General features: G+C 66.5%; 19 protein-coding genes. All 19 read right to left on the reverse strand.

The genetic code is table 11. The annotated features are described in order from the left end of the window. Positions 1 to 311 precede the first annotated feature (311 nt). The 19 genes from ACW17U_RS10790 to ACW17U_RS10880 all read right to left on the reverse strand — a co-directional run bounded on the left by ACW17U_RS10790 (position 312) and on the right by ACW17U_RS10880 (position 20,244). Positions 312 to 4,220 carry a baseplate multidomain protein megatron gene (locus ACW17U_RS10790; RefSeq protein ID WP_492052393.1) on the reverse strand — a complete coding sequence of 1,303 codons (3,909 nt, stop codon included), beginning with the start codon at positions 4,218 to 4,220 and terminating at the stop codon, positions 312 to 314. A gap of 1 nt (position 4,221) precedes the next feature. Further along, on the reverse strand, positions 4,222 to 4,659 hold the full coding sequence (locus tag ACW17U_RS10795) for an NlpC/P60 family protein (RefSeq protein WP_492052394.1): 438 nt from the start codon (positions 4,657 to 4,659) through the stop codon (positions 4,222 to 4,224). Continuing rightward, the gene (locus ACW17U_RS10800; RefSeq protein WP_492052395.1) at positions 4,656 to 5,543 is read right to left on the reverse strand and encodes a phage/gene transfer agent baseplate hub protein; all 888 of its coding nucleotides are present in this window, start codon (positions 5,541 to 5,543) and stop codon (positions 4,656 to 4,658) included. Before ACW17U_RS10800 ends, ACW17U_RS10795 begins: the two co-directional genes overlap by 4 nt. Continuing rightward, positions 5,540 to 6,130 (reverse strand): DUF2460 domain-containing protein, encoded by a 591-nt coding sequence (locus ACW17U_RS10805; RefSeq protein ID WP_492052396.1) that lies wholly within the window; start codon positions 6,128 to 6,130, stop codon positions 5,540 to 5,542. Before ACW17U_RS10805 ends, ACW17U_RS10800 begins: the two co-directional genes overlap by 4 nt. 2 nt (positions 6,131 to 6,132) lie before the next feature. Further along, positions 6,133 to 8,361: a phage tail length tape measure family protein gene (locus ACW17U_RS10810; protein WP_492052397.1), complete on the reverse strand. Its 2,229-nt coding sequence runs from the start codon at positions 8,359 to 8,361 to the stop codon at positions 6,133 to 6,135. A gap of 452 nt (positions 8,362 to 8,813) precedes the next feature. Further along, complete coding sequence (locus ACW17U_RS10815) at positions 8,814 to 8,963, reverse strand: DUF7697 family protein (protein WP_492052398.1); 150 nt, start codon at positions 8,961 to 8,963, stop codon at positions 8,814 to 8,816. A gap of 29 nt (positions 8,964 to 8,992) precedes the next feature. After that, positions 8,993 to 9,472 (reverse strand): hypothetical protein, encoded by a 480-nt coding sequence (locus tag ACW17U_RS10820; RefSeq protein WP_492052399.1) that lies wholly within the window; start codon positions 9,470 to 9,472, stop codon positions 8,993 to 8,995. 54 nt (positions 9,473 to 9,526) lie between these two features. Beyond that, the gene (locus ACW17U_RS10825; RefSeq protein ID WP_492052400.1) at positions 9,527 to 10,816 is read right to left on the reverse strand and encodes a phage tail tube protein; all 1,290 of its coding nucleotides are present in this window, start codon (positions 10,814 to 10,816) and stop codon (positions 9,527 to 9,529) included. Positions 10,817 to 10,830: 14 nt separating this feature from the next. Continuing rightward, positions 10,831 to 11,265, reverse strand: coding sequence for a hypothetical protein (locus tag ACW17U_RS10830; RefSeq protein WP_492052401.1), 435 nt, complete (start codon positions 11,263 to 11,265; stop codon positions 10,831 to 10,833). A gap of 3 nt (positions 11,266 to 11,268) precedes the next feature. Further along, a complete protein-coding gene (locus ACW17U_RS10835) occupies positions 11,269 to 11,946 on the reverse strand; it encodes a DUF6441 family protein (protein WP_492052402.1) in 678 nt (225 codons plus the stop codon). Position 11,947: 1 nt separating this feature from the next. Beyond that, on the reverse strand, positions 11,948 to 12,271 hold the full coding sequence (locus tag ACW17U_RS10840) for a head-tail joining protein (protein ID WP_492052403.1): 324 nt from the start codon (positions 12,269 to 12,271) through the stop codon (positions 11,948 to 11,950). 2 nt (positions 12,272 to 12,273) lie between these two features. Next, positions 12,274 to 12,699, reverse strand: coding sequence for a hypothetical protein (locus tag ACW17U_RS10845; protein ID WP_492052404.1), 426 nt, complete (start codon positions 12,697 to 12,699; stop codon positions 12,274 to 12,276). A gap of 67 nt (positions 12,700 to 12,766) precedes the next feature. Next, complete coding sequence (locus tag ACW17U_RS10850) at positions 12,767 to 13,111, reverse strand: DUF2190 family protein (protein WP_492052405.1); 345 nt, start codon at positions 13,109 to 13,111, stop codon at positions 12,767 to 12,769. 92 nt (positions 13,112 to 13,203) lie between these two features. Continuing rightward, positions 13,204 to 15,156, reverse strand: coding sequence for a prohead protease/major capsid protein fusion protein (locus ACW17U_RS10855; RefSeq protein ID WP_492052406.1), 1,953 nt, complete (start codon positions 15,154 to 15,156; stop codon positions 13,204 to 13,206). 11 nt (positions 15,157 to 15,167) lie between these two features. Next, the gene (locus ACW17U_RS10860) at positions 15,168 to 16,676 is read right to left on the reverse strand and encodes a phage portal protein (protein WP_492052407.1); all 1,509 of its coding nucleotides are present in this window, start codon (positions 16,674 to 16,676) and stop codon (positions 15,168 to 15,170) included. Between the two features lie 4 nt (positions 16,677 to 16,680). Next, complete coding sequence (locus tag ACW17U_RS10865) at positions 16,681 to 16,902, reverse strand: phage head-tail joining protein (RefSeq protein WP_492052408.1); 222 nt, start codon at positions 16,900 to 16,902, stop codon at positions 16,681 to 16,683. Continuing rightward, complete coding sequence (locus ACW17U_RS10870) at positions 16,902 to 19,070, reverse strand: phage terminase large subunit family protein (protein ID WP_492052409.1); 2,169 nt, start codon at positions 19,068 to 19,070, stop codon at positions 16,902 to 16,904. Before ACW17U_RS10870 ends, ACW17U_RS10865 begins: the two co-directional genes overlap by 1 nt. Further along, positions 19,067 to 19,681: a hypothetical protein gene (locus ACW17U_RS10875; protein ID WP_492052410.1), complete on the reverse strand. Its 615-nt coding sequence runs from the start codon at positions 19,679 to 19,681 to the stop codon at positions 19,067 to 19,069. The genes ACW17U_RS10870 and ACW17U_RS10875 overlap by 4 nt, the downstream gene beginning before the upstream one ends. A gap of 194 nt (positions 19,682 to 19,875) precedes the next feature. Beyond that, complete coding sequence (locus ACW17U_RS10880; RefSeq protein WP_492052411.1) at positions 19,876 to 20,244, reverse strand: hypothetical protein; 369 nt, start codon at positions 20,242 to 20,244, stop codon at positions 19,876 to 19,878. Positions 20,245 to 20,772 lie beyond the last annotated feature (528 nt).

Here is a 20,772-nt window from a genome sequence, read left to right on the forward strand (position 1 = left end):
TGTAGCGCGCTAACCGGGCCAGTGGGAGTGGGTAAGTATGATTTCCCCCAAAGGCGACGTTTATGACGGCTGGTCCGCGGACCTTCCCTTGGTGCTCGCGGATATTCGTCGTTGGCGCCCAGCTTGCGTATCAGATCGCTAGCGGCCGCTCATAGTACTTCAGAGCATCCGTATCTGCGCGCCACTTCACCTCGCGAACCTCGAGGTCCTGGAGCGATCCCAAGCTCCGCTCTTGGCGCGAACAAGACCTAGAAGAGCATCACCGTCCACCTGAGCAGCTCCCCATAACTGAACAATCAAACAAGCCACCCCTAAACAACACCCACCCCACCCTTGCCCCGCCCCACCGTCGCGGACAGCTGATAAACCCTAACCGCCACCGCCCCCTGCACCGCCCCAAAGTCCGCCACCTGCTGGGCCGCCGAATAGGCCGCCACCGTTGTGGTAGCGACGATCGTGCGAACGACAGTCGCACCGTTCATGACGTCCACCTCGTACCGCTCGCTTTCCTCGTTAAGCGGAACGTCCGTGCCATCCGCCCAGACCCCACCGAAACGGGTCCGGCGAACCCAGGTAATCGTCAGGTCACCGCCTGCGGCGCGCGTCCCGGCGATCTGGGCCGGTGCCCAGGGCATCAGGCCCACACACCGGGGGACGAAGGTGGTCTGCTGCCAGGCCGGATCGGTAGGCGGTAGGCGCGACGGTCCCCACCGGTAGACGCGGGAAATGCTTCGTTCCGACAGCAGGACGTCGAGTTGCTGGACCGCGCCGTCCAGGACGACCACGGCCGCGCCGGCCGCCAGGCTGGCCACCATGGCCGGTTCCGTGCCCAGCCGGCCACGAAGAAGCTGCCGCAGTTCATAGGTTCCCGGCCCGACCAGGGTCGCGGTGACGAACTGGATGATTTCCCAGTCCTGGCCGGTCTGGATGGCCAGGGCATTGACCCGCGCCGCCAGGATATCGTCGGCCGTACGGCTGGACAGCTCGCCGCCGCCCAGCGTGACCGTCAGCACATTGGCGAAGTCCCAGACGTCCAAGGGGCCGCGCGCGAACGTCCCCACCGTGACGCCGATCGCCGCCGACAGAGCCACGACGGTGTCCAAGCCGAAGTCCGTCCCCGTGGGGCTGTCCATGACCGTGACGCCCGCCCACGGGCTGGTCCCGGCCGCGACGTAGGGTGCTTGGGCCAGATCGGTATCCAGCAGAAGCGGCAGGTCCATGATCGCCAGGACAGCAGGCCCGAACACAGGCGGGACAGAGAGGGTCGGCGGATTGAAGCCGGGCAGGACCGGCCCATAAAGCGCCGACTCCACCCGCACGGCTTCCACCTTGCGCGACCCGGCGTCCAGGATCCGGCGGATCAGGAACGGCAGGGTCAGGCCATCGACCACCAGGCCGACGACGTCGCAAGGCTCGATCGCGATCTGGGAGGGAGGAAGCGCGAGCTGGGCGGCTTCCCGCCCGATCCAGGCCTCCGGAAGCATGCGGTCCGCGATCGACTGGGCGCTGGCTTCGTCCATGGCCAGGGCCAGCCCGGTGTTCGATACCCGGTCCGAATAGCCCGCCAGGCGCGCGCGTGAGACCGTCCCCGGCTGATAGTCCTTGTTCACGTCCGTGAAGGCGACCGTGACGACGTCGGGAAGATCGGTTTCCTGGCCCCGGGTCAGGGTGATCGCTTCGGAGTCTCCCGAGTCCCCTTCCACGCAATCGTCGGCGTCGAAGGTCGCAACGGGTGCGCCGCCGCGATGCTGGAAGCGGATCACGCCGCCGCTCTCGACGGCGTCGAAGGCATAGGCCGCCATGAGCATTTCTATTTCCGCGCGCGGGCTCATGGGCCGGTCGCGAAGGTAGCCCTGGACCACGCCATTCAGGCCGGACACGTCCACGTCCAGGAAGCCCACGCGGGCGCACCGTTCCGCCACCAGGGCCGCCAGGTCGCCAAATCCGATCTTGCCCTTTATCCAGTGGCCCAAGGGCCAAAGGTCGCCGTCCGCCCAGATATCGGCGCGGGCAGGCCAGGCCGGGAAGGGTCGGGCGTCCCAGGTCCAGACTGAAATCTTCCCGATCATCGGCCCGCCATAGACCGCCGAATTGGGGTTGTTCGCCGGCTCCGCCCAATAGGACAGCAGGGCTTCATTGCCGCGCCGCTGGATCAGATCGTCCCGCGTCCCCTTGCTGTAGTAGGGGAAGACGCTTTCGCTGGATTTCGGATCATAGAAGACGTTGGGCTGGTTCGTGCCCTTATCGGCGGAGGGCACGCCCCACTCGGTGAACCAGATCGGCTTGCTTTGCGGGACCCAGGCCGTGGGCGAGCCCGATTGCACGCCAAGCGGCCGGTTATAATGGCTGTTCAGCCACCAGTTCCGGAAATCCTTGCTGCGGAACATCCAGGGCTTGGAATAGGCCCCGTCCGCGATCGGCGTGCGCGTCTGGGCGTCGCGGGCCGCCTGGTCCGCATAGAACCAATCGAAATATTCGCCGCCCTCAACGTTGTCCTGAAGATAGGCCGGGTCATAGATCGTCTTCCAGCCAGCGGCGGCGTCCAAGTGGCCGCTACCGCCCCGCCAGTCTGACAAAGGGATGTAGTTGTCCACGGCCACGAAATCGACGGCGGAATCCGCCCAAATCGGATCAAGGTGGAAAAAGAAGTCCCCCGATGCGTCGGCCGGCTTATAGCCGTTGTAATCGGACCAGTCGGCCGCATAGCTGACCTTCACGCCCGTCCCGACCACGGCCTTCACGTCCACGGCCAGGGTCTTCAGGCGCGCGACGGCCGGGAAGTTGGTCGCGCTGTCCCGAACCTGGGTAACCCCCCGCAGCTCCGACGCGACCAGGAAGCCGGCGATGGCCCCCGCGTCGATCGCGTTGATGGCCGCGCAAAGCTTGGCGTAATGCAGGATGAAACGGCGAAAGCTCCACTCAGCCGGCCCCGAATAGGCCGTGGACACTGCGCCGGACGTCGGGTTCACCGTGATGGCGATATTCGACGCGGCGGCCGTCCCGAAGAAGTTGGCCACCTGGGTGGCCGCCGTCGCCGTCTTGTCCACCGTGCCGCCCAGCCCGGGGGCGGGATTGCAGGTGATCCGGCCCCGCCATGGATAGGCCGGCTGGCCGGTTCCGCCATAGGGGTTGGGCAGGGTGTTCCCGGCCGGGACGTCCATGAACAGGAACGGATAGAAGATCACCGCCAGACCTCGAGCCTTCAGGTCGCGGATGCAACGGACGATCGAGTCGTCGGACGGGGTTCCCCCATAGGCGGGGCGACCGTCCACGTCGCTGACCACCAGAGCGGCGGCCCGGTCCAGGTCGTGGACGCCCCATTCGTCGGGGGCGGTGTTCTTGAAGGTGTATTCCACCTTCGGCCGGACAGTGCAGTTCCCTACCCGCAGATCGTCGCCGAACCAGCCGACCACCAGCAGCACGGTGTCAACATTGGGAAGCGAGGCCTGAAGATCGTCGATCGCCACCGTCCAGTCGGCGACGGGCTTTCCGGTGGCGTTGTTCTCCGGGGCCGTCTGAAGCTGGGTGACATTCCGCACCTGGATCACCGGGTCATAGGCCCGCTCGCCGGCGCCGGGGATCACGGACACGGCCGTGACCAGGTCTTCCAGGCTGGCCGACATGCCAACCTTGCGGAACACTTCAAACGTGAGCTGCGGAATGCGATTGCCGAACGGGGCCAAGGCCAGGTTGTCGAAGACGACGTAAGCTGTTCCGCGATAGGCAGGGACCTTTCCCGCGCCCTCGATCCCTTCGATCAGCGAATCCGGGAGCTGGTCGGCCGTGCCGCGATAAACACGCATCGTCACCGACGTCAGGTCCAGGGGCTTTCCATCCGCCCAGATGCGGCCCACCTGGTCGATCACGCCTTCGCAAAGGCCGACCGCGAAACTGGCGGCATAGCTGTAGTTGGTGGCTTCGACGCCCTTCGGGCCGCCCTTGCCACCCTGACGTTCGGTGGTGGCCGTTTCCTTGTAGCTCGCCGCCCAAATGATCTGACCAGCGATGCGAACACCGCCCGCAACCTCCGGCAGGGCAGCGCCTTCGGTCGATGTCTGGATTTGGACCGAGTCGATACGCGGCCCCTGTTGCTTGATCGTGGTCCCGAACAGTTGAGTGACGACATACGAGTCGATCGCGCCCCCGATGGCCGCGCCGATAGCGCCACCAATCGGGCCGCCCAGGGCAGTCCCGACCGTCTGAAGAACAACCGTGGCCATATCAGTCTGCCGCGAGATTGGGAAAGGCGAAGGCAAAGCGCATCCGGCGTCGCCACCACGGAACCAGCCCAACCACCTCGACGGGATGGGTCTCGATCGCGTGGATCATCCGGTCCGGGGCCGTCAGGATGGCGCAATGCTTGGCCGGGACGGCGGGCGAATGGGCAAACAGCACGACATCGCCCGCCCGGGCCGTCTCCAGGACGATGGGGATCAGGTGACGACCGGCCGCCTCGGCCAGGGTTTCCAAGGCGAGGGCTTCGGCCCAGTCACGGCTATAGGCCGGCGGGGATTCCGGTTCTTCGCCATACAGGTCGCGCCAGACGCCCCTGACCAGGCCCAGGCAATCGCAGCCCACGCCCTTCAGGCTGGCCTGGTGATGGTAGGGCGTACCGCGCCACGTCATGGCAGCGGCGACGATCTCAGCCCGCCGGATCATCGCCGGCTTCCGCCATCGTTCACTTCACCGGCCCCGGCATAGGCCACGGCGTAGTCGTTCCCGGCAATATCGGGGAAACCGCCGAAGTTGGGGCCGTTGGCGAAGCGGTCGCAACAGGTCGCGAAGCTGTTGTCGCAACCTTCCGACACGTCGAAGGTGTGGCCCACCAGGACGGGCCGCCCCATCGGAAGCATGAGCGTCAGGGTGGCGATCGACCCCGACAGGCTGTGGCTGTTCAGCTCGACCGAAAGGCCCGCATTTTCGCCGGACGTCCAAGTCAGCTTCCCGCGCGAAAGCTTGCCGCTCGCCAAGGCCGCCAGGCCGGTGGCGGTGAATTCGAAGCTGTTGGTCAGCGACGCCACGACGCCCGACCCGTGGCGGCCGGCAGCCGTCAGGTCGACCCCGCATCGCGCGTCGCCCAGGGTCCAGCCGCACGTCCGCTGAAGGACACGGCCGGCGGACTGGTCCAGCCGGGTGGCGAGCCCGCGAAGTTCGGCGGAGAACGCGACCTTGCCGCGCGTCACCTGGCCAAGCCAGCCACGCCGCATGATCGTCCGCTGGCTGACGTTGGACCAGTTCACCCGATAGACCGTCACCGCGGCGTCGTCGTAGCGCCCCGCCGAAAGGTCGGCTTCGGTGATGGCGTCGGCGCTCAAGGCCCCGGCGGCGTCCAGGTTGGACACCGCCAGCCCTAGCTGATCCTCGATCGCCGTGGCGGTGAAGCCCGACGACGCCGCGTAGGTCACGCCGTCGAAGACTAGGTCAAGGTCATGGTCCGTGAAACCCAGGACGACGCCGTCCTTCCGCTCCACCTTCCAGCAGTTGGACAGGGTGGTCAGCCCCTGGGCGACATGGGCCGCCAGACCGGCGTCCAGGGCCTTCATTCGCGCACCTCGATAAGGTCGATCTGTGAAACCACCATCTGGTCATGGGTGTTCGTCTGGACGGGCAGCTTGTCGGTGTCGAAACGGGCCGGGACGTCAAACTGGAAGGTGGCCTTCGGCGTCGCGGCCGGCGGGGCGGCGAAGGTGACGCGGCCGGTCAGGTGGTCGATCGACAACGGGGTGACGGGCGAGCCGGACACCTTGATCACGACGGTTCCCGCCACCGGCTTGGTGATCGTCCTGACGTATTCTCCGGCGCCGCGCACGTAACGCTTCACCATCTGGAACACCGTGGTGCTGATCGCCACCATGGTGACGTCGGCGGCGTCATAGTCCGACCAGTCCTTGAACCGGAAGGAATAGGCCTTGCCGCCGACGACGTAGAAGTGGGCGATTACGTCCGCCATCTGGGCGCGTGTGCGAATCCCGGTGGAGATGTCCCAGTTTCCGCGCGCCTTGGCCCAGTTGCTGTTCCGGTTTTCGTCGCCGGACGCCAGAGTCACCACGGTGGTGGAAAAGCCCGGGCCGCCCGTCGCGCCCCGCCCCACGGCGTTGGGAAACGTGATGTCCATGAAGGGAGTGGGCATGGTCAGGACACCCGGGCGGCTTGTTGCGCCAGGCGCGAGAGCTGACCCGCGATCTGGCTTTTGCTGGACTGGAAGGCCTGCGGGTTAGGCGTGTTGATAATCACCTGAACCGGCGGCGCGCGGACAACTTCCGCCCGCTCACGGGCCATCTGCATGGACTTGGAATGGTCAAAGACGTCCGACCCGCCCGGCAAGTTGACCAGCTCCTTCCCACGCTCACCAACCCAGGTCAGGCCGCCACGCCAGCCCCTCACGCCCTGGGCGTTTGTGCCGATGTTGATCCCGAACGGGGTCACGATTCTGGACAGGATGCCGCCCCACCCGCTGGCCCCGCCCCCGCTCGCGCCGCCGCCGAACAGCTTGCTGAAGAAGCCGCCCGCCGATGCTCCGCCGCTCGCACCGCCGCCGCTGAAAAACTTGCTGAACAGGCCACCGGACGACAACGTAGCCTCGTCGGTTCCGAACAGCAGGTTCTTCAGCGGGTTCAGCGCGGCCAGCTTCATGAAGGTGGCAAAGAGGTCCTGTGCCGCCGACTTGGCCGCGTCGCCCCAGCTCGCCCAGTCCATCTTGCCTTGGGCGATCAGGTCGGCGAACCGGTCAAAGGTGTCTTCGCCCTTCGCCTTCAGCACGTCGAACGCCCGGCCATTGCCGGACGTGTCCAGCTCGAAATTCGCCCAGGCCTTCGCGCGCTCTTCGGACGACTGGAAGCCGGATCCAGGACCGGTGGCGGCCTCGATCGCGCGCTTCCGGGCGACGGCTTCCGCTTCGACTTCCAGAGTGACTTGACGCTGAGCTTCCAGGCGAGCCTGGGCTTCGGTCAAGCCGGTGGATTCGAATTGCGCGATCAGCTCCCGATAGTGCAATTCCCGTTCGAACAGGTCGGTGCTGTCGTCCCGCAGCTTGGCCACGGACATTTCGTTCCGCAGCCGCAGCTCCACCAGCGCGTCGGCCTTCCGATCCGCCTCTTCGGCGTCGCGGGCGTCGTCGCGCGCGTCCTTGGCGCGCTTTCTCTCGACCTGGCTAAGGGCGGAAGCCTGGCTGCTCGCCGAACTATATCCGGCGCCCAGGGCGCGGATTTCACGGTTCGTCGCCTCAAGCGCGCGCCGGGTCGCGGTAGGGTCAGACAGCAGGCCGGGCTTCTTCAACGCCTCTTCCAGAGTGGTCTTGTCCCCCTTCAGCTCCTTCAGCCGCGTTTCGTTCGGAAGCATCCGGGACGTGATGTCGCCTGCGGACGTCGAAAGCCGGCGCGCGCGCGCCTGGGCCGCTTCTGCCTCCGCCTTGGCGTTATCGGCCGCGATATCCTTTTCCAGCTGGATTTCTTCGGCCGTTTTGGGGGCCATGCCGAAGCCCGAATAGGTCGCCCGGGCATGCTGCAATTCCCGCAGCCGGTCCAACTTGGTCCCTTGGCCGATCGCCCGCGCCGACGCCTTGCCGATCCAGTCCCAGGCATTGGACGCTTTACGCGCGACATAGTCCCAGGCATTGCCCAGGCTCGTGGTCTTGTCGGCCGCGTTCACCAGGCTGCGCGAAAGCGCATCGGCCAGCACCTTCTGGGCGCCGGTATAGTCGTTCTGGCGGACCAGCTTCTGGATATAGGCGCGGGTCTTGTCGTCCAGAAAACCCAGCTTCTGGTTCAGCACGTCGGCGCCGCGCGCGGGATCGGCGAAAGCGCCCGCCAGTTCGGCGGTCGCCGCCTTGGCGTCCATCCGCATGGTCTTGGCGTAGTCTTTGGTCAGACCGATCAGCGTCAGGATGGTTTCACCGGAGATCCGGCCGGACTCGACATAGGCCGCCCCCATCTCGCGGGCAGCGGCGACGGACACTTTCCCCGCTTCGGCCCCCTGGGCCGCGATCTCGCCAAGCTGGCCAGCCGTGAGGCCAGCGGCGCGGCCGACGCCTTCGGTCGCCACTTCCAGTTTTTTCTGGGCGGCGGCCTGCTGTTCGGTCGCCACGCCAAGGCCGATGACGGCGCCGGCCACAGCCGCCACGACGCCGCCGACCGCCACCATGATCGGCGTTAGCTTGATCCCGGACATGGCCAGGGCGTCGAGGAACTGCGGTCCCTGCTGAATCGCGATCATCCCCGGGTTCATGCCCATGGCGGCCGTTGTGAAAACGTCCGCGCCCTGGCGCGCCAGGTTCAGCTTGGCAAAGCGCGCCTGGGCCGCCGAAATCCCACGTCCCGTCCGATCGACCGCGACGGCGGTTTCATCGAAGCGCTTCTTCGCCATGGCCTGGGCGGCGGCCAGTTCCTGGGTGGTGATGGCTCCGCTCTGGGCGAGGGCCTTGTATTCGGCCAGCTCAAGGTTCAGCCGCTGCTGGGCCGCCGCCGAAGGGTCCAGTACCGCCCGAAGCGCGGTCGCCTTCTTCTCCACCAGTTCCATGGCCCGGAACTGTTCTTCGAAGAAGTCAGCCGAGTCCCGCGCGCTCTTCCCCGCATCGGAGCCAATGCCCAAGACCGCGTTGAACTTCGCCTGGTTGTCATTTGCCGACGCGGCGTCCCTGGCCGCCTTGGCGAGACGCCGCAGCTTCTGTTCCTGCCGATCGGCGGCGGCGCCGGCTTCGTTCGCCGCCGCCTCCGCCGCGCCATAGGCCTGTTGCGAGGCCTTGCCGATATCGCCGAAGTCGCGAACGATTTCGGCCTTGCCTTCGCTCTTCAGGCGGATGGCGACTTGCTTGGCAGTCATCCGTCCCCCCTCCGGTTGGCGTAGGCGTTCAACAGCAGGATTTCGATGGGGCGGAGGACTTCAGCCAGCAGCGGGCCAGCCGCGCCGGTCAGAGCGGCCGTCAGGATCACGGCGCCGAAGTCCAATCCGATCACGCCCTTCGACACGGCCCGAACCTGGCCGGTGCAGTCGCGGACTACTTCCCAGACGCGCGCGCCTTCGTCCGTTTCGCACCGGTTCTCGTCGTAGGGACACTTTTCGCAGCGTTGCGGGCACGCTTCGCAGTAGGTTTCGCCGCCGCCGTAGTGCCATTCAGCGAGGGCGATAATCCGTTTTTTTCGTTGTCCCGCAGCAGGATCGGCAGGACGTAGGACCGGTCCACCTTCTCGAACACGGTGAAGTTCTGCTTCAGGAGCCGCTTCAGGTTCTGGGCGGTCAAGTCGGCGGGCCGGCCGTTCTCATCGCCGACGCCTTCCCACTCCAAAGCGCCCCAAACCACGCACGCCGCAGTAAAGGCGAATTCGGCGTCCTCTTGGGAACCGCCTTCCAGGATCACGGCGCCTGTGGCGGCGCGCCCCGCCAACAGCATGGCCGACTCCGCCGCTTTTAGGTGAATTCGGACGCCTGGAGCCACCTCTAGCCAGGTCGGCGTCAAATCGGGAGCAAGGTTGAGCATGATGGACCTCCGCACCGATGCGAACGCCGTTCGCATCGGTCATTTGCGGGCCGGCTAGTAGCTGGCGACGTCGTTGATGAGGATGAGGGTGGCGGTCTTGCCCAGGGTCGGGTGTTCCGAGGCCTGCACCGGGAAGGAGGCCTGGACACCGGCGGGACCGGTAATCGGAAACTTGACCTTCGGCAGATAGACGTTGTGGACCACGATACGGAGCAACTTGGTGGCCGAAATCTGCCATTGAACCACCACCTCGATCGGCGTTCCGGACGTCGCAAGGTCGAGGAAGGTGGTGTCCGCGAAACGGACCCCGATTTCGAGAGTCACGGCCAGCATGGCCGGGTCTGCGCCTGCGATCCGTCCGTCCGGGCGGATCACTTCGACCTTGTCCAGGTTGTTGGACAGGTTGAACTGGCCCGAAACCACGTTGCCAATCGGAACGCCGTCGCGGGCGATCAGCCCGGAAAACTGGGCGAAGCGCTCGATCGCGGCTTCGGCAGGCGTGCCTACTCCCGTGGCCCCGGCGCGAGTTTCGCCCTGGGCGATGATCCCGAGCGTAGCGTTCAGCAATCCCGACCGCTGAAGTTGGATCGCCAGCGTGTTGACCATGGCGCCGAAGTTCATACCGAACGATGGAACGTCCGGCATGGCGATTTCGATGGCGGCGGACGGCAAGGTCTGGGCACCGGCGACGAAGACGTGGTTCGTCGGACCGCTGGCCAGGCCGCCGGTCAGGGTCGCACCCGAGGCGACCGCGTTCGTGGCCGGCGCGCTGCCGGCGACGATCGTGAAAGTGTTCCCGGCCGTCCCGATCGTGTCGTGGGTGATCAGGACCGTGGTCCCCGCCAGGTCGGCCGCGTAGGTCGCGGCGGCGACCCCCGCGACCACGCTGGTGTTCAGCGCGATCACGATGTTCGCGACCGTTTCAGCCAGCGTCGCCCCGATCTTCACCTGGTTTGCCGTGGGAACGCCGGTAACAAGGGTGATCGCCTGGCCGTTTACGGTGAGGATCGAATTCGTCACCGGCAGGGCGGAAAAGGTGTAGCTGCCCACGGCGGGAAGCCCGACCGTGGACGTCGGGCCGCCCAGCAGTAGCTTCAGCCAATAGCCGAAGTTCCGCAGGTCCAGCGGGACGACGACGTCACCTTCATTGTTGATGACATCGCGCGAAGGCTGCTGCGGGTCGCGGCCGTAGCCCAGCAGATCGCTTTCCACCAGGCCCTGTTCCTCACCCAAGGCGGCCGAAACGAAGGGGAGCTTGCGATAACCGCCGGCACCCGGCGGAACGCCGTAAGTAGTCTCATAGGCCAACGCCATGACGGCATTGGCCCCACGCGCGCGGGCCATGATAGTCCTCCGGTCTAGGTCAGGGGGTTGCGGGTCGAATAGACCGCCGTGATCACGCAATCGGCCCAGCGGGCCGCAACAGCGCCGACGACTTCGATGTCATCCGGGGACGGCGCTTCGGGTTCCAGGAATTCGCAAAGCCCGCCCAGGGTACGGTTGGCTGCGACGGCCACGCCGATCACGGACAGCATGCCATCCAGGACCTGTTCCCGCGTCTGGCTGGCCGACTCGTAGGTCGCCAGCTCCACGCTGATCCGGTGGCTATAGGTGTAGGTTAGGGGCGACAGCGTCACGTCCGGTTCGCCCGGGTCGCCGTCGCGGATGATGGCCATTCCACCAGGCGGGATGCGGTCCGGCTTGGGCTTGTTCCGCTTCACCTCGGCGTTCGGCAGGACCGCCGCCACCAAGGCCTTCACCGCGTCCAGGACTTGTTCGCGCTTGCTGGCCATGGCCTACCTCCAACGCCGGCCCAGGATGGCCGTGAAGCGATCGGCGCCGACGTGCGCCAGCGCTTCGACCTTCAGCCGCTTCCGCAGCGTGATTTGCGGGACCAGGATGAAGACCACGATGGTCATTCCCTTGGGTCCGTAGAGCTTGGCCCCGCGCCCCCGACCCAGGTAGGGCGCGGCCCGGCCCAGCCTGTCGCGCTGGGCTGCGTCAACCACCAGAAGGCTGGGTTTCCCGGGCCGATAGATGAAGCGAAGCTTCAGGCCGGTGCGGCGTTCGAAGCCGCCAGGTGTGACGCGGGCGGTTTTTCCCGGTCCAGATCCGAAGGCCGGTGCGGCGCCAGCGATCGGCGCCCGCTTGCCCGCCGCGTCGGTCGGGATCGCCAGCCAGCGGCCTTCCTTGGACCGGATGGTCACGCCCCGGTCGAAGGCGTCGATGATTTTGGGGACCTTGGTCCAGACGTAGCCCGCCGCATCGATGCTGTTGTGGCCCTGCGGATAGACGTTCGACCGCCACGCCATGCCAAGGCGGTGGCCCAGACCCGCCGCCTCTACATCGTCGCGAAGGTCCAATTTCAGAAGCTGGGTGGCCTCGCCCATGGCTTCCGTGACCGTCTTGGCGATCTCTTCTTCCTCGCCCTTCAGCAGGCCCACCACGTCGGTGAATTCGAGCTGGTGGCGCATGTCAGGACGTCGGCGCAGCCTCGCAAAGCCATTCTAGCCCGATAGGCTCGAGTCTGGGCTCCGCGATCACCTTGAAGACATCCGACGCGATGGCGACCAAGTCGCCTTCGGCGGGTTCAGCAACTTCAGACCGCCGCACGCGCAAGACGAGGGTCCGCATAACCGTTTCGTTATCGCCCCAACTCACCACCTGGTCGCCAGCCTGCCGGCGGACGACGGGAGTCGAAGAGACCCCGCCGCCCACCGGCGTCCAATCCGACGCTTCGCCATAGGCGCGGTAAACCGCGTCCAGAAGACGGGCTCGACGATCGGCAAGCGGGGTCATGGCTAGCCGACCCGCGCCTTCAGCTCTTCGGCCGTGGCTTCACGGGCGCGGCCAGCGGCCCGCAGGCCTTCGGCGTCGGCATCCGCCGCCCAGATAAGTTCCCCGATCGCGAACCGGTCGTGGCCCGGCTGGACCCAGATCATGGCGGTGTGCTTGTCCGGCGCGTCTTCGGTCGGGGCAGTGGTCGCCTTCGCGGCCTTGGCCCGCTTGGCGGGCTTCGCGGCGGCGGCTGTGGCGGTAGCCTTGGGGGCGGCTTCCGCCTCGGCTGCGGCAGCTTCGGCGGTGGCCTTCGCGTCGCCGTCGGCTTCGGCCTGGGCCGGGTCGGGGTTGCCGCCGGGGCCAGACAGCAGATCGGGGCCGCCCTGGTCGTTGGGCGGTGACAGGGTGGTGAGGGCGGTGCAAGCCGCCAAGGCCAGATGGGCGCGCATTGCGGGCCTCCGCATTGATAATGGAAGAAGGGGTGGCGGCAGGGACCCCGTGCCGCCTGACGGGCCGCTAAAGCGCGAAGGGGACCAGGCGGAACCGCGCGACGGTGTCCGTGGTCAGGGCGGCGGCGGTGACATAGCCGACCTTGGTGTTGCTGGCCGACGTCTTGGTCAGACGCTTGTTAGTGTTGTCCCAGTAGATCGTGTCACCCGGAACGAAGGCCTGGCCGGAGCCGGCGGCTTCCTTGGTGTGGTCGAAAATGCCGCGCGTCCGCAGGGCCACCATCTCGCCCACCAGGTTGGTGGTGACGGCGATCCCAAAGATCGAGCCGATCAGCACGCCCAGGCCGGACGTCGTGCCACCCGAAGGGGCGGTGACTTCAATGACGTGGTCTTCGGAAATCATGGTCTTCATGGCTCATGGTCCTCTCTGGCTGGAGCCGCAGAAACACGAAGGGCCGCCCAATCGCTTGGAGCGGCCCTTCGTAGGGTTCGGGGTGGGTCGGCCTAGGTGCCGGGGTTCTGATAGAGCCCGCGGTAGTCGATGGGCTTCGACGCGAAGTCGAGACGGGCCTTGAACTCGACGCCGTCCACTTCGAAGCCCATCCGCTCTTCCAGGAACACGCCGTCGTCGCCTTCGAGATAGGCGTATTCGATCGTGTCCACCTGGGCGGAGTCCGCCGCCATGTACCAGGGCGTGGCGCCCGCCGTCCGGTTCAGACGGGGTTCCACAATCGGGGTCATGGACCCGGCGTAGACGTTGACGTTGCTGGTTTGGGCGGCCAGCACGGCGGTCAACATCTTCTGGGCCGCAACCTTGTCCTTCACGCCCGTGATCAGCCACTTCGGGAAGGCTCGGGTCGGACGCCCTTCGATCCCCGTCTGGCTCATCATGGCCGTTTCACCGGCCTGGATGGTGCTTTCGGCGATGGCCCCGCCGGCGCCGGCCAGGTTGCCGTGGCTGGCGTGAAACAGGGCCACACCGTCGCCCATGTTCGGGTTGGCGATCAGCGGCGCATAGGCCACGTCGGATTCGAAGTCGGACGCGGCCCGGCCCCACATTTCCGGGATGCGGCTGAAGGCGTCCAGGTCATCATTGATCAGCGTCTGGCGAGTGACGTTGAAGATCCGGCCGTAGGTGGCCAGCGAATAGACTTCCCGACCTTCGCCGATCGTACCTTGCTTGAACTGGCCGCCTTCCGGGACCAGCAGAAACGACGGGGCACCGCCCAGTTGAAGACGGCTGATCTGCTTGAAGTCCGGCGCGCTGGCGCGACGCTGCCATTGCTTGAACGTGGCCGGCGACGCTTCGTAGCCCGCCCGCAGCGTCTTCCCGGCGACGTTGGCCAGCACGAACGGGAAGTCCGACGTCGAGTGCTGCCGGAGGGCCAGGCCCGCCAGGTCGCGCTTCGACAGGCCGCGCGTCTTCTCGCCGTTGGCCTCCAGGTTGTAGCGGGCCATTTCCAGCAGGGTCATGCCTCGCCATTCACGGGCCATGTCCGGCAGTTCCGACGACGGGTTGTGGCGGTGCATGAGGGCGGCGGCCATGGCCTCGCGGGCGGTGTCACGTTCGTCCCGGCCGACCTGGATACGCTGCTGACGGACTTCCGGGGTGACGGCGCGCTGGGCGTCGGCGGCGGCGGAAAGCAGCCGGCTGCGGGCTTCGTCCGGCGTCAGGGTCGTCGCCCAGGTGCGGGCATGGGTGGCGATTTCGGAGCCGAACGCGCGGGCGTCCTCTACGAACGTCAGAGCGGCGCCGGCGTCCATGCGAACGGCGTTCGCATCGGGCGGCGGAACGGGAGCGGGATCGGGGGCGAGCGCGGCCCGCATATCGACGGACGTCGCCGCCGGGGTTTCGGGGATGCTGGCTTCCGGCATGGCGCGGACCTCACTTTCAGGTTCAAGGATGATGCAGGGGTGGGCCCCGTCTGGTTCCACCCGGACCCCTGCGTCCGGATCGGCGGGGATGGGCACGAGGGAGCCTTCCAGGATTCCCCAGCGGGTGACTTTGTAGGTTGGCATTTTGCCGTCCTGACGGACTTCCTTCAGAAGCTCGTCGCGGCGATAGCCGACGCTAACGCCGCGCCAGGTTCCAGCCGCAACCTCCGCTTCAGCGGCGACGGCGGCCGGGCCGATGCCGAAGCGGGCGACGGTGATCAACTGCCCGCCTTCGACGCGCCAGCTTTCCAGACGGCCCAACTGGTCATCAATGGCCCAGGACGAATGGGCGTTCAGAAGCGGGCAAACGCCCTTCTCGATCCGCTCGCCGTCGATCGCCTGTTCGGATATTTCCAGCTGTTCGAGGTAATAGGTCCCGCCGTCCCAGTCGTAACGGCGGACGGGAAAGCCGGTGGCCAAGACCAGTTCGACGGTGTGGTTTTCGGCGTCATAGCTTCGGGGCGTCAGATTGGCGCGCGCGACCGGAAACCGCGACTCGCGCCGCGTGAGCGTATTCGTCATGGGGATTATCCTTAGTCGCGCGGCGCAAGCGGGCCGGCGGCGGCCTGAAGAATGCCGGACTGCGAAACCCGGCGGGGGTCGATCTCAAGAACCAACTCGAGCTGGTCGAGCAGCCTTGCGACGGACGCGATGTCAGCCAGGTGGTCTTCCAACGTGATCCCGCGTTCGCTTAAGGCCTTACGAAGCGACTTGGTCCCCGCGCGGATTTCCGAAAGCTCACCGGCAAAATCCTTGATCGGATCCAGAAGCCGGCGGACCGGCATGGCCGCCTCCGGCTTGCAGGCCAGGAAGCGGCGGTCCCCGGTCGCCAGAGCCAGCCGACGCATCCGGCGAAAGAAGGCAGGAGCGCAAAGGTCCGGAACCATCATGTTCCATTGCCAGTCATCCAGATTGGCCCAGAAACCCAGCATCTGTCCGCGCATGCTTGAATAGTTCGACTGGGTCGGGTCGCCGGTGATCAGGTGATACGGGGCCAGGTTCGGCGACACGGCCATAAGCTGCTGGCGCATGAACTCGACTTCCCCACCGGACGCGGAAGGGTTCACGGCCGTAGCCGTCTCGCCTGGCCGGGCGCGGAACACCATGCCCGGACGCATCCTGTCCGGCCCCTTGGCCGAATCCGTCTGCTGGGCGCCGCCGGTCCCCGAACCGGATCCAACACCGCCGGCCTCATCGAACGGGCTGCTGGGCGTGCTGTCATTGGGCGGGGTCAAGACCAGGGCCAGACAGGCTTCGACCTTCCGCTTCATCAGAACGGCTTCTTCGTAGTCGGCCAGATCACGAAGGGTCATCATGACCGGCGCGAACCAGCTCACGCCCCGCGTTTGGCCCGGGCGGAGCTGTTCGAAGACGTGGTCAATGTTGGCGGCGGCAAAGGGCCGCGACTGGCGGCTGAAGCCGCTGGCGTCCCCCGGGTGCTGGTCCAACAACCAATAGGCTTCGCGATCACCGTCCGCATCGAACTGGACGCCCTGGACGATCTGGCCAGGACCGGTGTCCCGTTGCTTGGTGTGATCCAGAAAGTCGCCTTCGAGCACCCGGCACCGGCCGTCAGGGCCGCTCTTGTCGGGCCCCCAGACGACCAGCGCCTCCCCGCCTTCAACGGTGGCGCGGAAGACGCTCTTTTGGACGCCATAGAAGTCCTGGCGGCCGTCCACCTTGCTTTCCGCCCACTCGTCCCAGGCGTCCTGCGCGCGCTTGGCCACGTCCTTGTCGTCATGGGCGGCCCGCAGCGTGATCCCGTCGCCCACCACGTTCGCCGTCATCTGGCGCAAGGCGGCCGCCGCGTACTTATTGTTCCGAACCAGCTCGCGCGCGCCGTCCCGCAACTTCACCAGGCCCTGTTTGATTTCCCGGTCCGCGCTGGTGGACGGACGCCGCCATCCGGAGGTGCGGCGGCCGGTGAGGGCTGCGTCGTACTGACGGATTTCCTTCAGGGCGATGCGTTCCGCCATGCGTCGCCGCACCTGGGCGGGGGCGAAGGGCTCAATAAGCCGGTCAATCCAACGCGAAATAGCCATGGCGTCAGTCCCGCTCAAAGGCAACGGCGGAGAAGCCGAAGCTGGAAGTGGGGGCCCTGGAAGGCGACGCCGAAGCCGCGAGGCCGACGAAGTAGTCAACCCGGGACTTCATGTCCCTGAAGGACTGATAGGTGACGCGCTCGCCGTTGATCTCGATCGTCAGTTCGCTGGTGGAGAGGCCGGCGCGAAGGGCTGCGATCTCGACGGCGTAGTCAGGTGCGGGCATTACAGCCAATCCTTCTCGTCAGTCTCGTCCGAGATCCAAAGGTCCGCCGCCGACGGGAGGGGGCCGTCGGCGGCGTCTCCGGCCTCCGCCGGGGGCGGCGGCGGGGCGGCCGAAGAGGAAGATGCGGGGGGCGGGGCTTCCCCCATTGGACGATTGGCCAGGGTGATCAGGTCGCCCTGGATGGGATCGGCGGCGGCGAAGCGGGTCGCCTGAAGCGCCAGCCAGTCGGCCTCGGAACGGCTGTCCAGGCCCATCGCTTCAGCGGCGGCCCGATTATAGATCCGGCAGTCAAGCCAGTGGTTTTGCCGCCCGCTCTCGACCTTCCAGACCCGGCGAGGCTGACCGGCCTTAACCTCGACCACACAGCTTTCGCTGGTCAGCATGTCGAAATAGTCCGCCGTGGCGTCCCGGCCAAAGTGGATGCGGCCCCGGATCGGTTGCGGCGCTTGGCCTTTGATGTGGGCTTCGGCGTAAGCGATCGACGCCCTCAGGAAGCCGAACCACGAATATTTCGCGCCGTAAGTCCCGACTAGGTGGGCTTCTTCGCCCGCCCTTTTCCTGCGCTTACCCGTGAACTTCTGGCCAGGAACGAAATGGATCGGCGTTCCGCGTCCCAGGATTGGCAGGGTCCAGCCGTCGCGACCGAAGATTGGCAGGCGCTTGTGCGACCGCTTGCAAAAGGCTTTGGCCGCTTCGGTGTTGTAGCCTGCGTCAACGCAGATCTGGTCAAAGCCGTAGGCCCGGCCGCCCGGCAGGACGAAGGTCCGCTTCGCCAGCTCTTCCAGGCGCGCCCACGCCCCTTCACTTGGCTTGTCGGTAGGGCCGGGAAGGAAGCCGTGGTCCAGCGACCAGTTTTCGAGCCCGTATGACCAACCCAGGGCTTCGAAATAGATCCCGTCGCCCTGGACATCGCACCCCAGCGTGAAGACCACCGGTCCCCACGGCATCTGTCCCCGCCCCCACTCCTGTTCCCGCAGCACTTCAAGCGAGTCCGCCGCCGGGGCGTCGCCTTTCAGGACGAATTCCTCGCCGGCCTGCAGGTTGGTCCAGGTCCGCAGCTTGTTGACGTCGCCCTGGGCGGCCACGAACCGGGCGCACAGGTCGGCCCAGGTCAGGAAGGCGGTGATGTAGCCGGTGATGTGATAGCCGGGCTGACGGCCTTTCACGTCTCGGCCGCGCCAGGTCTGGAACGCTTCTTCGGTCAGCACACGTGGGGGCCTGACCCCATCGACCTCCACCGTCGGAAGCCATCCGTCCTCCAGGGACATGATGGCCTTTTCCCAATGGGCGATGTGCACCCCGCAGCAGGGGGCCACCAGCTCCACCAATTCGGGCCGCCCGGATGGCCACTTCAGATCGCTGAACACCGGGTCGAACCGCGCGCCGCAATGGCGGCACTTTAGGTAGTAGCGCCGCATATCGCTGGCGGCGTAGGCCCGGCCGATCTTCGACGCGCCCTTGTTCGTCGGGGTGCTGATCTTCAGCCGCTTGGCGATCCCCAGCCGCGTGAACACCGTGAGGCGGGCGTCCACCATGCTTTCCGGCGAGCCCTGGTTGTCCAGGTCGTCGGGGAATTGGTCCAGATCGTCTTCGATCGCGTAGCGGATCGAGTGCTGGCGCAGCGTGGCGGCCGAATTGGCCCCGGCGATCAGCATCCAGCCGCCGCGCTTGAACCGGACCCGCAGGGCCGTGGTCCCGTTCCCGTCCCGCGAGCGCTTCGGCATGATTGTGCCGTCTCGCCGCTCCGGGTTCAGCCGGGGCGTCGACTCGACCATCGGCCAGAACTTTTCCGCCAGCCAATCCTTGGCCGCGGTGATCGTCGCCTGGACGTACATCAACGGCCCGGGGGCCACGTCCGAGATGTAGCCGATCCAGTTTTCCCCGGTCACCGACCCGCCGGACTGGGCGCATTTGAGCAAGGCGATGTCGCTGCATGGATCGAAGGGCGAAAGCCGATCGTGGATTTCCGCCAGGTAGGGCGCGCGGTCGGGCTGGTACTTACCCGGATAGGCAGAGTCTTCGGCGAAGTGCCGGTGATGGCAGGCCCATTCGTTGACCCCGATCCGGGGCGGCGGCCGAAGACCTAGCGCGCCGGCCCGCGAGATACGCACGGCGTTCGCATCCAAAGCGGTCCGGGCATAGCCACCGAAGGTCGCCGGGGCGTTCACGCCGCGACCTCGTCGCCGTCGTCGTCCGCTTCGATGTCTTCGATCCGGGCCAGGGCCGCGTCGGCGACCCTCTCATCCGACGCGGCGGCCTCTATCTCGTCGGCCACCTGGTCAAACAGCGCATCAAAGGCCTGGCCGAGAACTGCCATAATCGTCCGGGGGTCGGTCTCCGCCGCGAGGCGCTCGCCATGCTGGCGGATCAGCCCGTGGGTCCGCTCCCGGATCACCCGGCCCATCTCCCCGGCCCGCCGCTCATATTCCGCCAGCATGACCAGCCGGCCCAGCAGCTGCTCGTTCTCGATCTTCCGCCGCGTCGTCCGCTCGCGCATCTCTTCCAGACGCGCTGCTTCCAGGCCGTTGATCGCCACCGGGGCCGGATGCGCAGGGCCTTGAACCGGCACCGCGCTGCCCTCGCCCCGAGGCCGACCCCGCGTCGGATCGATCGTCCCCTTGATCAGCAGATCCGACTTTGCGGCGTCGATCATCCGCTTGCCCGGCCGCTCTGGATCATCCGCAAAGACCAGCAGGCCCCGCTTCTTCCAGTTGCTGACGGCGGAAGCCACCACCCCATGGCGGGCGGCGAACTCCGCCTGCTTCAAAAGCAAGGTCATAAGTTCACCGACTTCAAAATGATTTGGCGGGCCGAACTAACGCAACCCCGCGCTCAGCCCTACCGCATAGGGGGGCGCGCCCCGGGAAGGGACCCGCCGGCGGCCTTGGGTGTTGAGTGAGCAATGAAAAGCCCGCTTGATCGGGCGACCGAGCGGGCTGAAGGCGCAAGTTCAAACGCACTGCTTTTGTGAACTTAACCGTCCCGATTCGCTAGTCCCCGCTTGACCGGCATGACCGAGGCCACGGCCGTCAGGGCCCGGCGCAGGGCGGCGAGATAGACCAGCTTGGCGTTCCCCGCCGCCGTGATAGACGTCAGGGTGCGGCCATCGCCGGCGATGAGGCGCAGGGCCAGCAGCTCGCGCCCATCTTCCGCCGCTGCATCCACAGCCCGCTCCATCTGGTTGAGCCTGGCCATGAGATAGGCGCGCATCAGAGCGGCCTTGTCGCGCGGGCCGAACCCGCCATGCGATCGGCCGCCGCCGCCCTCGCCGGTGGCGAGGGCCGACCGAAGTCCCGCCTCCGCATGCTCGACGCACAGGCGGTAGGCCAGGCCCGCTTCCACTTCGCCTATGTCTAGCGATCCCGATGCGTGCAGGGACAACAACCCATCGCGCGTCTTCAGCCGAAGCGGGCCTTGCTTGGGCGGCGGGGCAAGCCGCTCACCAGTACGGCGGGCTTCCAATCGTACGGTTTCTTTGAGACCAACCGCCACCGCCGCCTCATGGGCCTGGGCGTGGGCAAGCAACCGGTCCACCGGGGCGACAGGCCGGGCAGACGCTGGCTTTGCCCTAAGTTGGCAGGCTCTTTTGTTTCTTTTCTTTTCGGCTTTGCTAGTCACAACAAACCCTCATCAAAACAGCCATACCCAAACCCGCCACACACCCCGGACGGACGGACAGACACCCCCGCATCCGCACACGTCCGCCTGCGCGCGCGCGTCACATGGGGACAAACCCGGCCCAATCGTCCGTATTGTCCGTATCCTCCGTGAGGCGTTTGAAATCAGTGACTTAAGACACGGAGTTTCGACGGATAGACGGACACACAAGCGCCCCGCGCGGCGCGCGCGGAGTCCGAAGACGCAACCCCG

It is taken from the genome of Caulobacter sp. AVps16, assembly GCF_058681455.1.